The sequence below is a fragment of the Marinicellulosiphila megalodicopiae genome (assembly GCF_045862395.1).
In the GTDB taxonomy this organism is placed as follows: Bacteria; Pseudomonadota; Gammaproteobacteria; order Pseudomonadales; family Natronospirillaceae; genus Marinicellulosiphila; species Marinicellulosiphila megalodicopiae.
Map to the genome: position 1 here is coordinate 296,656 of NZ_AP023087.1, position 14,978 is coordinate 311,633.

Below are 14,978 nucleotides of genomic sequence, written 5' to 3' on the forward strand. Positions count from 1 at the left end.
AAACTGGTTGTTTATATTTAAAGTGAATTCTTAAAAATATCGCATTAAATTATACTTTTTTTCTTCTAATCATAAGTACTAATAACAACGATGAAATTATATAAGGCAATGGAATAGACCCTAATAATGTTTTTTCTTTATCGTTAGCTGGTGAATTGTTTTCGGGGTTGTGATTGATCTCAGACTCAATAGTGGTACTGGTTTGTGTATTTGAATCAGTTGTCGTCAATGTTTCAGATTTGGTATTAGTTGCAGTCTGAGTTCCAGAATTTATATCAGTATCAATCATTATATCTGTTTGGGTTGTTGTCAGAGAATTCGTTCCTGTTTCTGTTTCTGTTTCTGTTTCTGTTTCTGTTTCTGTTCCTGTTTCTGTTTCTGTTTCTGTTGAAGGATCAATGTTAATTATAGTGACTTCAATGGTTTCGCCTGTACTTAATGCTATTGTGATTATTTCATTTTGTTCTGATTCAAAATCAAAATGAGCAGTCAGTCTGATTTTTTTCGATAATTCATTTCTAGCAAAAATATAAATATTACTATCTACAGAATAATCACTACTAGTGATTGTATTTCCTTTAGTGATGTTAATTGGCAATATCTCAGAATTGGTTGCATCCGATCTATTAAGAATGATGTCTACGCTTTCTCCTTCTGTTACTTTAATTTGAGTATTTTGGAAATAATAAATATTATTTGCAGAACATGAAGTGAAATCATTTTCAATTGTCGCACCATTTGCAATGGAAATATTGAACTCAGGAAGTACTGAGTTTGCAAAAACAGCAGAGTAGCTAGAAAGTTCTAATTGATAAAAACCTTCACTTAAAATGATTGAAAAACTATTTCCATCTAATGAGTACGCTGGTTGCTCACTGAGAATTTCAAATTTATGATTGTCTTTTATTTTTGATAAAACTAAGTCAAGTTCAAAGTTATTAGCGCTAGCTTTAAAAAATATTTCTTGTTCTTGATCAACATAAAATGAAAATTGTTTCGCATAGAAATACTTTGTGTTGTCTTGGTTTGAGTTGCTGTAAGGGTCAACATAAATATACTGTCTGTTTTTAAATTCAGATTCACACATTGTATTGAATGAAGTAGTTAAAGTTGAGTTTAAAGGTAGCGTATAGTGGCATACGTTTGCTTCAGAAGTTTTACTGAAATTAACACTAAATGAATCTATTTGCTCAGGGTAGAAAGTGGTGGCTTCAATTAAATAATCGCCAGCAGTAATACAATGTTGTAATGATTTGGTTCTGCTTGTGTTTGAGTAATAATCTTTGTTTTCTTGCACACTTGAGTGAATGACAATATTTTTATCGGCATTTATGTTTCTGCTTAAATATAAACTTGCCGAGTCTGATGAATTTGTTTGATTGATATTAATTGAGGTCGGTTGATCTACTGAAAAGCTAAAACGTTTTGCATAGTAATCACCTGTTTGTGCGCCGTAAGGGTCTTGGTTGTCGCCTTCTCTAAACATAGAGTAACAGCGCTCGTTTAAAAGATCGCTTGTTTGATAGTTTAATTCAAATTCATTTTCACAACTTACGCCTTCAGCTTTATTTACTTGAAATGCAAAATTCCCAATGGCAAGTTGGTTTTGTTTAGTGATTTCAACTGTATAATCACCCGCTGTTAAAAATTTGGTGAAATTAGTAGAGATGCGGCTAAAGATGCTGTGTGATCCATTGCTTGCAATAGTTTGATAAAAATTATCATCTTGGTAAACGGATAATACTATTTTATTTGAATTGGCATTGGGTATAGAAAATGTTAAATCACTATCTTCAGTAAGTGTGAAGTCGTAATAAGCTGCACGTTCAGGATTGATTCCCGAGTAAGGATCGTTCATACCACTATTCCAACTTTGAATAGCGCAATTTTGATTAAACGTTGAGGTGATTGGTGTATTAAATACTAAATCAGTTGAACAAGCTGAGTCAGAGGTGACATCAGAAATTAATACTGAAAATGTACCAGGATCGTATTGGTTGATTGTCGTGACTTCTAATGTATAAGTGCCTGCGGATAATGATTTTGCAAATTCATTTAGGCTGGTGCTTGATAAAGCGGAGGCAAATTCATCGTCGCCATCTAATAAATAAGTATAAACATCTACTTCACTTGTGATTTCAAAATTTAAATCTTTGTTTTCATTGATAGTAAAAGTAAAAAATTTGGCTTTGTTAGTATCATAATGAGACGGCGAATAAGGGTCGGAATAGTTTCGATTGCTTGAATCGCAATTAATATTCCAGCCATCTTGAATTAATTGATCCAGTTCAATGGGTTTAACGCAGGTATCATCATTTAAATCATTTAATTGTATTGAAAATATAAATGAACGAATATCTTGATTGATTAATTCTAAAGTATAAATTCCAGCGTTTAAGTGAGTGATATCATAATTACCACGATCAATTAAATTGATGCGATCGCCAGAAAAACCATTTCCTTCATTTAAATAATAGCGAGTGTTGTAACCAGATAATTCAAATTTAATGTCAGCATCTCTATCCATTTCGATTGAATAATATTTCGCATTTAAAGGGGAAGGGTTGTATGGGTCACTGTAATTATTATAATTAATAGACTCGCATGAAGCGGTGAATTGACTATTAATATTACTAATTGGATTGCTGTCACTTAGAAAAATTTCAGTTTCACAGCTGTCTAAAATTTCAGGAATATTGGCTGCAAAAACAGAGCCTGACACAGCACTGGTTATGCTAAAAAGTGAATATTTGACAAATTGATTAAATTTCATTGTTGTTCCTTTGAACTTTCGTTAATAACTTTACTATTAATTTGTAATTTTAACCTGTTAGCGGTTTGATAACTAGGGTAAAAATGTAATAGATGATCGATGGTTTGCGTTGCGAGGCGGTATTCTTTAAGTTGGTAGTGGCGTTCGGCTTTTATTTGTAAGCCTGAAATATGATAAGGGTAGCTTTTTAAAAATTGATCAATATAAAAAAGTGACTGTGTCGTATCTCGATTTGCACCAATTTCGTAAAAAGAGAGATTGTAAAGGGTGCGAGAATGATAAGGATTAATAAGGATGGCTTGTTTCATTTTTTCGTAGTTGTCTTGTTTATAGCCAGTAAAACTTAAGTAACTGGCGTACATTAATGCTATAAAAATAAATGGCGTGATTAAATATAATCCTTTAACGCTTTTAGGAATATTAATTGTTGTGATGCTTAATTGAATTATAGGGTAATCGATTCGTATGATTATTAATCCAATTAAAAAGCATGAAAAGAATAAGCTAACAGGGGTAATTAAAACAGCACTTAACATAGAATGAAATAGCGTCGCCCCTAGAGCAACAAATAACCATTTGTCTATGAAACAACCCTTTAGTGCGTTAATAAATGCAGTTATAAGTAGATACAGTAAAATCAAGACAAAAACACTGCCAAATAGTAATCCTAATTCACTGTAAATTTTTAAAACTAAATTATGTGGCGTGGTTAATATTTGATTTTCATTTATATAAGGTGAAGAAAATTCTGTACCGGGTTTTCCGTATTTAGGGTGGTTAAATTCAAAATTATTAATGCCAACGCCCATTGGATTATCTAATGTCATTTCCCAGGTATTTTTATAGAGTTGAATTCGTTTGTCACTAGCTGCTGCTAAATTTGTTGAAAGTGCAAGAAACTTACCTTCTAATCGACCACTTTGTAATGCGTCTGACAGTTTGTACGTCACCATGCCAGTTAAAAGTAAGGATGTGATCGTAATATATAAAAAAGCTCGCTTTTTATTTTTTCGAAATACCATAAAAAAAACAATGATCTCAAAAATGGTTAAGCCAATAATAGTGCCACGTGTCGCTGCTTCCATTAATATGCTGACAATAGCAATGGTAGTTATAATTACCGTGATTAATAAAAAAGTATTTTTACGTTGAAACTGTTTAATTGAATTTAATATTAAAGCAGGAATCCATACATTAAAAACAGCACCTGCGTTATTCATAAAACCTATAGGAGAATAATTTCCCACATTATAATTGGTGTGACCAAGCACATAGCGTTCGAAATAAAATAGTATTGAAAATGCAAGAGCTGATAAAAAACAAGTATTCAAGAAAATAGTTTGTAATTTGTCTTTGTCAAAGTGATTAATTAAAAAGTAGATGAATAATACAGCGTTGATAAATCGTAACGACAATTCAATTGCAGCCGTTTTATTTGCAGCCCAAATGATACTGGCCAACATATAATAAATGAATAATAAAACCACGACGCCAAAGTATGAAAAAATGATGGTTTGTTTGTTTTTAAAAAAATAAATAATACAAAAGCTAGTAACAAGATCAAAAATTAGCCACTTAGGTGTGTCGTAGCTGTAATAAAATACATTTAAATGAATACAAGAAATCAAAATTCCCGCACATAAAAATAAAATATTTAAATAATTGTGATGTGTAAAAAATACCTTAATCCAATGATAATTTTTAAGTGTAAATATAATAGACATAGTTAAAGTACATAAAATCCATAAAGTCCCTATTGTACTAGCCTTTATTTCATAGACAATGATTAATATCAAAATCTGTTTTTTGATTATATGGTAATTTATTGGGCTGTTAGTTTTGTTATGGGTAAAATCTAAAACAATGTCGAGTTATAATTGGACGTGGTTAAGCGTTGTATGACAGCAGTGCAACCCACATTTTCAGTGGGTTTAATGAGTTAATGATAAACCTTAAACCTTAAACCTTAAACCCTCAAAGCCATTATAAAGGCGCCTGTGCTTTTGTTTATTTTTAATACAGTTCGCCGTGTTTCTAGAATGAACATATCCCCTTTAACTGGAAGCGTTATCACTTGAATGATTGATTGATGCTGTGGCTGTGACGGCCATTTCTTGGTTGCGTTTTACTACTTTGTCAATTTTTGATGTTGAGTTGCGGTTTCTATGGAGGCTTGTATGGATACCTCTTCGGTTTGTTTAGCTTTTAATACTGTGGCTGTAATGTTGGTGGTAAATTTCAGCACTTTATATAATTTACTTAATAGATCAAAAATTGGGTTGCAACTGACCTCAAGCCAAATTTCAGATCCATCTTTTGTTATTCTTAAAAACTGGTCTTTTGCCGCTCTTCCATTGCTGAGTGTTTGGTGTGCTCATTGCAAAAGATACTATGATTCCTGTCTTGTATTTGTCACTAAATCGGTGAATGCTCTTGTGAGCATTAACTGTCTAGAAAAAAAACAAGACAACGATGATGCACGAATAAAATGGTTGAGCATAACACCAGTAGGGCTTGATAAGCTCAATGAAGCAAGGCAGTTAACAGGTCCATTTATGTTTGGCGCATTTGGAGTGATCGATCCAAATCAAATCGAATCCTTTTGTGAGAATTTAAAAAAAATGAAGCAGTATTTAGATGAGCAAAGGGTGTGATGTTTATCGAAACATAACTTAGATGCCATGTATTTTTTGTGACATGCTAGAATCCAACAACATTATTAAAAGGCAGTAAACATGAGCTTAAAAGAAAAAGTCAAAAATATATTCGACTCAGTAATAGACGTGGTTTTTTCAATTATTTTGGTTGTTATTATTATAAGCATTGCTTTAGGTACGTTTCAGCTATTTTTTTCAGTTTGGGATTTGATCAAACTTGAAGGCATCACGGGTCACTACATAGATATTATTACCGACGTGTTAACTCTTTATATTTTAATAGAATTATCCCGATCGTTAATTGAATATTTTAGTTCTCACAAACTTAGACTGACATTTATTGTCGATGCGGCAATCGTTTTTGTAATTCGTGAAATTCTAATCATATTGTTTAAGCATAAAATGGAGCCTGGAATGTTGTATGAATTTTCAGCACTATTATTTGTTTTAGGTATGATTCGAATCGGATCAATACTTGTGCATCAATATGAGAAAAAGATGGAGTCGCATTAATTATGTGAGTTTTGCTAGCTCAATAACACATTGAGTTAGCTTTTTAAATCCAATTGAAAATTACGGTTAAACACTTTTTTTGTTCAAATATTCAATGGCTTTTTTAACGCCTAATTCTGGGCTCGCCAATACACAAATATCACTGTCTTTAAACCTTAATGCTGCATCCGCCATCGACGCTTGAGCTAATACTACACAATCAAATCCATCTTTTTCATTTTGAATAAATTCAAATATTCTATTTAAATACTCTTTTTTATCACCTGCTAAAAAATATTCCCATGTATCGGGTATCTGTTTTAGCGTGATTTTTGGCTGTGTATTCGCACTTGTTAGTGATTCGTTCAATAATGCTTGGGTGGGTTGTAACGTACTTTCAACTGCCGCTACTACCAAAATATTATTAAACGTTTGTACAGATAAATCCGCCATGGCGCGATCAATACGCATAGAAATACACGAACCAGTTTGTTTGGTTAACTCTGCAATACCACCAATGGTTGAGCAGGTACAAACCACAACCTGCGCACCTGTATTAGCCGCTAATTGCATGGTGCGGTTAACGTCATTTTTTAATTTTTCAGTAAGGCCGTGTTCAATTGCCTCTTTTAATAAATTGGGCTGAACGTCATGGCGCACAGAAATAGTGTGATTTAACGATTCAACTAAAGATTGAAAAGTAGAAATGTGTACCTCGGCAGTATGTAAAAAGGCTATGTCGTGTCTAGTCATGTCGTGTTTTGGCATAATTTTTTGATAACGCTCATTTAAAAATTTTGAACGTTATTCCTTGGTTGATACTAAATAAATATTGGAAACAAGATTCTATTTTTGTTGTGTCCACTTTATGGCTTCATCAATCGATGTTTGATAGAGGCTTAATGCTTTTATAGGGTCTTGGGAGTATTGTCAAAATAATACAGGGTGAACATAAAATTGGTGGTGGGTTTGTCATGGTGGGTAGTTTGTTACGCACGATACACAAATTCTTTTGTTCTTCTAGAGGTTGCCTCATCATAAAAAGTACAGCGCTCAGTATACGGTTCGTCAGTGTAATGTAATTGCATTATTTACCCAAGAGCGATAAATAAATACACTTGTCGTATCAATGTAAGCGGATTTGGGCTCAACAGATTTACATGTTTTATGTCCATTCATCACTTCACAATTCGAAGATTGGTTGGCAACGTTGGTTCCTTGTTATCCTTAGGGGCATATTTGAGGGAGAAGTTTAAAAGACTCAAGAATCAAAAGAAATCATTTATTGCTCTGAACTGTCTAGCTTTTGGTTAATGTTGCCTCCTAAAAACCAAAAATATCCCATTAATAGAGACTTGAAACATTATTTTAAAAAATCTAGAAACCAATCATTGAATCAGCGCCATAAGCTATATACAGTAGAGCAATCTTATATTTTTAGACCCTTACTATTTATGAATCAAGCCTTTAACTTAAAATCATCGATGCAGCCTATTTATCTTTTTGAAATCAAAAGCTTGTCGATACGGGATATTTCCGAACAAATTGAATTCTTAAATGAGAAAACCCCTAATTTATTAGCCAACGCACCGGTTATGTTAGATTTGAATCGAGTAGAAAATACCCTGCAAAAACAAACTCTAATGGAAGTGATCGATTATCTAAAGCAACAAAATATTAATCCTATCGGTGCTCAGTGCACAGATTCAAATATTAAAAAAATCATCGTTGAATTAGGCTTAAACCACTCTAAAGTCGAAAAAAAGAAAAAAATTGATTATCAAGATTCTGACATAGGCACTAAAGTCATTACCCAGCAAGTGCGTTCAGGTCAACAAATATACGCCCCTAACGAGAATTTGATTATTTTAAATAACGTCAGCGCAGGCGCAGAAGTCATTGCAGACGGCTCGATCACCATCTTTGGTGCACTAAGAGGTCGGGCGGTTGCAGGTGCTAAAGGGCGAGAAAACACACAAATAATTTGTCAAAATCAATATGCCGAATTGATATCTATTCAAGGGCAATATATGGTGGACGAACAACTTCCACAATCGGGCAAAGCCTGTCGGTTTTATATCAAGGAAGAACGTTTAGAGATTGATGAATTAAACGCGATTTAAACAATATGAAAAACCATAATCGTTGGCTTTTTTAAATTAAGAAAACAAGAATTTTTTATTAATTAACAACATACATAGGAGATTTTCATGGCGAAAATCATCGTAGTGACATCAGGTAAAGGCGGCGTAGGTAAAACAACCAGTAGCGCTGCAATCAGCATGGGGCTTGCACTAAGTGGCAAAAAAACAGTGGTCATCGATTTTGACATTGGTTTGCGTAACTTAGATTTAATCATGGATTGTGAGCGCCGAGTGGTATTTGACTTTGTAAACGTCATCCAAGGTGACGCGACTTTAAATCAAGCATTGATCAAAGATAAGCGTTGCGAACAACTTTACATATTACCCGCATCCCAAACTCGAGATAAAGACGCATTGACTAAAGAAGGCGTTGAAAAAATCTTAAACGAGCTTAGTAAAACCTTTGATTATATTATTTGTGACAGCCCAGCAGGCATAGAGCATGGCGCGCAAATGGCATTATACTTTGCCGACGAAGCGATTGTTGTCACCAACCCAGAAGTCAGCTCAGTACGCGACAGCGATCGAATTTTAGGTATTTTACAATCTAAAAGTCGTCATGCCGAAAACGGCTCTCGAGTAAAAGAGCATCTATTAATTACCCGTTACGATTCTGCCCGAGTAGAAAAGGGCGAAATGTTATCCGTAGAAGACATTGTGGATATCTTAGCGGTGCCTTTAGTTGGGGTGATTCCAGAATCTCCATCAGTATTAACCGCATCCAACCAAGGCACACCAGTGATCATGGATACAAAATCCAATGCTGGACAAGCCTATGCCGATGCCATCAGACGCTTTGAAGGCGAGAATATAGAATTCCGTTTTGTAAAAGCCCCGAAAAAAGGCATCTTAAGCCGCGTATTTGGATAAGGAGTAAATAAAAAATGAGCATATTTGACCGTTTTCGAGTAAAAGAAAATACGTCTGCAAACATTGCAAAAGAGCGACTGCAAATTGTCGTAGCACACCAACGCAACAAAGATAAGCAACCTAGTTACTTACCGCAGTTGCAACGAGAAATACTAGACGTCATCAAAAAATACGTAGACGTAGACATGGATGATGTTGTTGTAGACATCAGCCAAGAAGACCTAACCAGTATTTTAGAAGTGAATGTGACGTTACCGTCGTAGTTTTTAGAATAAAAATAAAAATAAAAAAACCAAGATATACCCCGTGTGTCTTGGTTTTTTTTTCTGATCCTGTAAGTTCGGGATTTATTCCGAAAAAAACATCAACCTGTAGGTTCCGGATTCATTCGGAAACAAGATATACCCCGTGTGTCTTGGTTTTTTTTCTGATCCTGTAAGTTCGGGATTTATTCCGAAAAAAAACATCAACCTGTAGGTTCCGGATTCATTCGGAAAAAAACTAACCCAATCATTCAAAAAACCAAATTAGTAAAAACCCTCACAATGAATCCCGAGCCTACAGTGCTGTAAATAATCTTTTATGTAGGTTCCGGATTCATTCGGAAAAAACTAACCCAATGATCACATCCAATAAAAAAACAAACTGAAATCTCTATCGCTTTTTGTTATTGTCTGCCTCTATTAACACCAAACAAACCTATTAAAAAACAAACTAAACCGCTCCATCAAAGGAATCCAACATGTCATTGATTTTACCATCAACTCACAAGCCTTCATTCAAACAACGATTCAAAACCACCAGCCTGATGGCGGCGATTATTGTGGTGGGTACGTTTTCATCCTGTGGTACGGATTCCGCTGACAAAGACGATGACAATGACGGAATCATCAATTCCCAAGATGCGTTTCCAAAAGACAAGCTTGAATGGCTTGATACTGACAACGATGGCACAGGCGATAATGCCGATTTAGACGACGATGGCGATGGAATTTCCGATTTAATCGAAATCGAATTAGAGTTTGATCCGCTAGATTCAACCAGCACTCCCCTTGATACCGATGCCGATGGTATTCCTGATGTGCAAGATTTAGATAAAGATGGCGATGGTATTTCAGATAGCATCGAAACCGATTTGGGTTTTGATCCGCTAGATGCAACCGATGTACCTGCCGATGAAGACGGCGACGGCTATCCAGATTCAATGGATTTGTTTTTAGGTGATGCAAGCGAATGGTTCGATAACGACCTAGATGGGATAGGCGATAATGCCGATTTAGACGACGATAACGACCGTTACACCGATGCCGATGAAATCGATAACGGCACCGACCCGTTTGATGGCTTAAGTAAGCCAACTGATAATGATCAAGATTACGTTTCGGATTTAAATGACACTGATGATGATAATGATGGTGTGTTGGATGGGGATGATGCGTTTGCGTTTTTAGTGGGTGAATGGCTTGATTCTGATTTAGATGGAGTGGGTGATAATTCCGATCATTACCCTACAGATGCAGATTGTTGGAGTGACAGTGATGGTGATGATGCCGACAGCGATTCAATGGATGGCTGTGATCAAGTTGAACTGGGTATTAATCAAATTAGTGCCTCTCAATTACAAGGGCATAATGGTTTTGTTGTTGAGGGAGAAGGGGATATTTCTGTATTAGGTCAATTCCTAACAGGACTTGGCGATATTAATAAGGATGGGTTTGATGATTATATGTTTTCAGCAGCAGGACATGCAGAAGATGGAGATATATTTAAAGGATTAAATTATGTTTTTTTTGGTTCTCCAACAAAAAATAAAGCTAATTTAAACTTCTCAATAGATGATGAGTTAGATGGAGTTAATGGATTTGAGATTAGGGGTTTAAATGCAGGTGATAGACTAGGGGTTAATGTTTCAGAGTTAAATGATATAAACGACGATGGAATAGATGACTTTTTGATTTCTGATTATTCAGGAAATATTTATGTGATTTTTGGTCATCAAGGTAATTGGGATGCGAGTTTTGATTTGAGTACTGTTAATGGAGAGAAGGGTTTTCAAATAAAAGGGATAGCTGAAGAAATAGATCAATATACAGCAAATTTAGGAGATATTAATGGTGACGGTATCGATGATTTTGGGTACTCCGTAGACTTTACAACTTACCTTTTCTTTGGTCGAGATGAAGAATGGCCTGATATTATAGACTTAGCAGATACTGTTGCTGTAAGTAATTATGCACAAATAATAGATGGGGTATTTTTATATGAGTTGAGCAGTGCAGGTGATTTAAATGGTGATGAGCTTAATGATGTAATATTTTCAACAAGAGCCTCTGAGGATAGTAAAGGTAAAGTTTTTGTGTTATTTGGTAAAGATAATTTAAAAGAAAGTGTTGTCGATTTGACTCAGTTAAATGGAGTAAACGGTTTTTCTTTTATTGGTGAACTTGCATTCGATTTGTTAGGTAATGGTTTATCTAATAGTGATATAAATAATGATGGTTTGAGCGATTTACTAATAGGTTACGGCGGAGAAAATTCAGAGAGAATTGGTCGTGCATATATCATATTTGGAAAAACTGCCTCATGGGATGCCACTCTAGATCTTTCAAGCTTAGATGGAACTAACGGATTGGTTTTACTTGGGCAAAGCGCTGGGGATTATTTTGGTCGAGATGTCACAGGGCTGGGGGATTTTAATGGCGATGGTATTGATGATGTATTAATTGGTGCACAGCAAAGCTCTGTAGATTCAATAGATTTAGTAGGCCGTGCGTACGTATTGTATGGTAAAGAACAAGTTTGGCCTGCAAGTATGAATCTTTTCGAAATGACTGCTGAAGAAGGTTTGATTATAAATGGTGAAGAAGAAAATGATCATTTTGGACAAAACGTAGATTATGTAGGGGATGTAAATGGTGATGGCATCAATGATCTAATTACTGGTACTAACTGGCCAGATCCAAATGGGTTTAGTCGAGCAGGTAAAGCGTATTTGATTTATGGGTTTCAGCAATTCAAACCAGCAGAATAAATTTAATGAAATATAAGATCCTCGAGTCATGCTCGAGGACGAAGGTAGAAAAAATCGCAAATGTTTAAAGGGATGTTCCCTGCGATTAATATGCAAAGCCGCAACAAATTAATTTAATTTTTCAATGGTAAAACGACACGCACTTTTGCTTTTGTAGGTTTCGGATTCATTCGAAAAAACTATCCTGATCATTTAAAAAAAAATTGTAAAAACCCTCGGAATGAATCCCGAGCCTACAGTGTAGCGAACAACAAGGACATGCAACTAAATAAAAATCAATGACATCTAAAAATAAATAAGGCACATATTTTAGAAAATATGATGCCTTAACAAATTAATTTGTTAAAAAAGAGATCATACAGAGGGAATTGCTACAATTATCGAGCATTGCTCAAATCGAAGACGCAGGGAATTCAATCAGACTCAAAACAGACTCAAAACAGACACCCACTATTGCTTATTCTCACAATAAACCCGACCTGTAGGTTCCGGATTCATTCGGAAAAAAACTAACCCAATCATTTAAAAAACCAATTTTTTAAAATCCTCACAATGAATCCCGAGCCTACAATGTTGAAAATAATCTTTTCTGTAAGTTCCGGATTCATTCGGAAAAAAACTAACCCAATCATTTAAAAAACCAAATTTGTTGAAACCCTCGGAATGAATCCCGAGCCTACAGTGTTGAAAATATTCTTTTCTGTAGGTTCCGGATTCATTCGGAAAAAAACTAACTCAATCATTTAAAAAACCAAATTTGTTGAAACCCTCACAATGAATCCCGAGCCTACAGTGTAGAAAATAATCTTTTCTGAGACCAATGGCTCAGAGTAAATTGGTTAATAATTTTATTTTTTGTGAGTGTGTTAAAAAAAGAAATTAGTGTGTCGCAGCAATCGACCTACTTTGAATGTGATAGTGGTTTAGTGGAGGTGTTTCTGTAGGCAGCCATCACCCGCAATGATTTGTTAAATGTGAATCACAAGCTTTGCAGCAACAAAACTAACCAATAGTTAAATCAAACATGCTGATCAATCAAAATTGCATTACCATCGGGATCTTGAATTGAAAAATGCGAGGGCCCACTTTCACCAGTAATGGCTTTTTGTAAAATATTAACCCCCTGCGCTTCAAACATTTTTAAAAGTTCTCTAACATCAGTAAAGGATTCTAGTGTTTGACGATTTTGATCCCAGCCGGGATTGAATGTCATGATATTCCCTTCAAACATACCCTGAAACAAACCAATTTTATGCGAGCCATTTTTAAGTATTAACCAATTTTGAGATTGATCACCACCTACAATTTCAAAGCCCATTTTTTGATAAAACAGTTTTGACACTTCAATGTCATTGACGGCTAAGCTGATTGAAAATGCACCTAACTCCATTTTACACCCCATAATTTTAATTCAATATTGATGCTAAAAAGTACTCTATTGAAATGGTAAGGTCAATTAAATATCCAGTATCATAAAAACAATGGCGCTGTCCATAAAAGCGACAGGCATATTTGCATTTAAATTCACAATGCTAAAAGGTGCTAACACCAACGCCACAGAAGACAATAACACACCGCCACGGCTGAAATTAATGTCGTAATTTAATTAGGATCCGATCTCTACATCTGTCATAGTTTGTTCCACTTTTGTATAAATTAGGTGTCGAAAATCACATTAAATGCCATGTGATTTAAAAAAACTTCAATTATATTTGAACCAGTAGCCCTTTCAGTGTTTTGCTTGTACTTACTCAGAACTAATTTCAAATTAAGCTTCTAAACTAGAGGAACATTTATTGAGGAAAAAAATATGAAGTCTTTTATAAGTCAAATATATATCAGTGTTTTATTTATTCTAATGATGTTGATGGTGTGTAAGTTGTTGTGGCTTTAGGTTGTGAAACTAATTAAAAAAGTTGATTTAATCTATTATCAATAAATTATTTTTCAGTGTTAAATTAAGATTGTTAGAATCAACAACCGCTTTCCAATTTCGATAAGGATGCGGTGGTTCATAACAAAATGTATGCTGATTATATTGTCCGATCACACCGGTTAATTGATACATAGAATCCGTTGATGCAGCTTTTACTCCATCATCTGTTTGCCTTGAACCAATATAAAAATCATTACCAGGCCACGAAACATGGTCCCATGCAACTAAGCTATATAAATCACATTTCGAAAATTCGCCTGATGTATCTTCATAATCCGAAGGTAAACACAATTGTGTTTTCTCTTGATTGCCTTGTAATAAAGGTCTAACTAAATATGAAATATGCTCAATTTTAAATCTTTCATTTTCACATTCACTAAAGGGATCAAAATAAACAGCTTGTATATTAGGTAAATTCATTACATATTTTTTCAAAATATTATGAAGCGTGTCTTTTAACATTTCACCCAGAATACCCTGAAACTTACCTGCAAATTGGCCGCAACCTAAACCTGGAATCGTGATCAATGCTTTTCTATTTTTATTAGATGCCAATTGGTTGATGTATATTAAAATCGGCAATAAACGCCGTTCATATAATTGATAAAAAGATTCATCGTTTATATGATCTATTACTACTATTTCTTTATAATCCGCAGGAATTTGATCATTATCATTTCGCAATAACGTACCTGATATATACAAAAGAGTCGCATCAAATTCAGAGCTGTGATTTTTTGGATGAATATGTTCGCCATTATTAAAAACAGTAACAGGCACAGAAATACAAACATCACCTAAAATTGATAATTCAGAATGATTCCAATCAGAACCATTCCCATAAATTTCTGACTCTGCATATATCTGGGTTTTTTTAGTTTGTATTATTTTTTCTAACAACACATTAACGGATATATCATTAATATTAGAATTGCCTATTTTTTCTTTTAATAAATCGCCTGGTTCAATATTTTTATCACACAACTCATTTTTATAGTTTTGTACTTTTATTAAAACTTCGTTTCCTATTATTATTTTATACATGAAATTCCCTTATAAATTTTCTGTTTAAGAA

General features: G+C 34.4%; 11 protein-coding genes. 6 read left to right on the forward strand and 5 right to left on the reverse strand.

The features are described 5' to 3' along the window. Nucleotides 1-49: 49 nt before the first annotated feature. Together TYM08_RS01235 and TYM08_RS01240 are read right to left on the reverse strand one after the other, a co-directional pair. Entirely contained in the window at nucleotides 50-2,773 is a 2,724-nt protein-coding gene (locus tag TYM08_RS01235; RefSeq protein WP_422381159.1) for a hypothetical protein, read from the reverse strand. Continuing rightward, nucleotides 2,770-4,497, reverse strand: coding sequence for an O-antigen ligase family protein (locus tag TYM08_RS01240; RefSeq protein WP_422381160.1), 1,728 nt, complete (start codon nucleotides 4,495-4,497; stop codon nucleotides 2,770-2,772). The genes TYM08_RS01235 and TYM08_RS01240 overlap by 4 nt, the downstream gene beginning before the upstream one ends. A 453-nt stretch (nucleotides 4,498-4,950) precedes the next feature. Between TYM08_RS01240 and TYM08_RS01245 the strand changes: the two genes are divergently transcribed. Together TYM08_RS01245 and TYM08_RS01250 are read left to right on the forward strand one after the other, a co-directional pair. Further along, nucleotides 4,951-5,427 (forward strand): hypothetical protein, encoded by a 477-nt coding sequence (locus tag TYM08_RS01245; RefSeq protein ID WP_422381161.1) that lies wholly within the window; start codon nucleotides 4,951-4,953, stop codon nucleotides 5,425-5,427. 81 nt (nucleotides 5,428-5,508) lie between these two features. Next, nucleotides 5,509-5,943, forward strand: coding sequence for a phosphate-starvation-inducible PsiE family protein (locus TYM08_RS01250; RefSeq protein ID WP_422381162.1), 435 nt, complete (start codon nucleotides 5,509-5,511; stop codon nucleotides 5,941-5,943). Between the two features lie 66 nt (nucleotides 5,944-6,009). Here the strand turns inward: TYM08_RS01250 and TYM08_RS01255 are convergent, their stop codons facing one another. Continuing rightward, nucleotides 6,010-6,690, reverse strand: a complete 681-nt coding sequence (locus TYM08_RS01255) for a hypothetical protein (RefSeq protein WP_422381163.1) — start codon at nucleotides 6,688-6,690, stop codon at nucleotides 6,010-6,012. A gap of 623 nt (nucleotides 6,691-7,313) precedes the next feature. Between TYM08_RS01255 and minC the strand changes: the two genes are divergently transcribed. The 4 genes from minC to TYM08_RS01275 all read left to right on the forward strand — a co-directional run bounded on the left by minC (nucleotide 7,314) and on the right by TYM08_RS01275 (nucleotide 11,967). Continuing rightward, nucleotides 7,314-8,045 (forward strand): septum site-determining protein MinC, encoded by a 732-nt coding sequence (minC, locus tag TYM08_RS01260; protein ID WP_422381164.1) that lies wholly within the window; start codon nucleotides 7,314-7,316, stop codon nucleotides 8,043-8,045. Between the two features lie 87 nt (nucleotides 8,046-8,132). After that, nucleotides 8,133-8,936 (forward strand): septum site-determining protein MinD, encoded by an 804-nt coding sequence (gene minD, locus TYM08_RS01265; protein WP_422381165.1) that lies wholly within the window; start codon nucleotides 8,133-8,135, stop codon nucleotides 8,934-8,936. A 14-nt stretch (nucleotides 8,937-8,950) separates the two neighbouring features. Next, nucleotides 8,951-9,199 (forward strand): cell division topological specificity factor MinE, encoded by a 249-nt coding sequence (minE, locus tag TYM08_RS01270; protein ID WP_422381166.1) that lies wholly within the window; start codon nucleotides 8,951-8,953, stop codon nucleotides 9,197-9,199. A gap of 479 nt (nucleotides 9,200-9,678) precedes the next feature. After that, nucleotides 9,679-11,967 (forward strand): integrin alpha, encoded by a 2,289-nt coding sequence (locus TYM08_RS01275; protein WP_422381167.1) that lies wholly within the window; start codon nucleotides 9,679-9,681, stop codon nucleotides 11,965-11,967. A 1,018-nt stretch (nucleotides 11,968-12,985) separates the two neighbouring features. Here the strand turns inward: TYM08_RS01275 and TYM08_RS01280 are convergent. Further along, a complete protein-coding gene (locus tag TYM08_RS01280) occupies nucleotides 12,986-13,357 on the reverse strand; it encodes a VOC family protein (protein WP_422381168.1) in 372 nt (123 codons plus the stop codon). 531 nt (nucleotides 13,358-13,888) lie between these two features. Continuing rightward, complete coding sequence (locus tag TYM08_RS01285) at nucleotides 13,889-14,947, reverse strand: hypothetical protein (protein ID WP_422381169.1); 1,059 nt, start codon at nucleotides 14,945-14,947, stop codon at nucleotides 13,889-13,891. Between the last annotated feature and the right edge of the window lie 31 nt (nucleotides 14,948-14,978).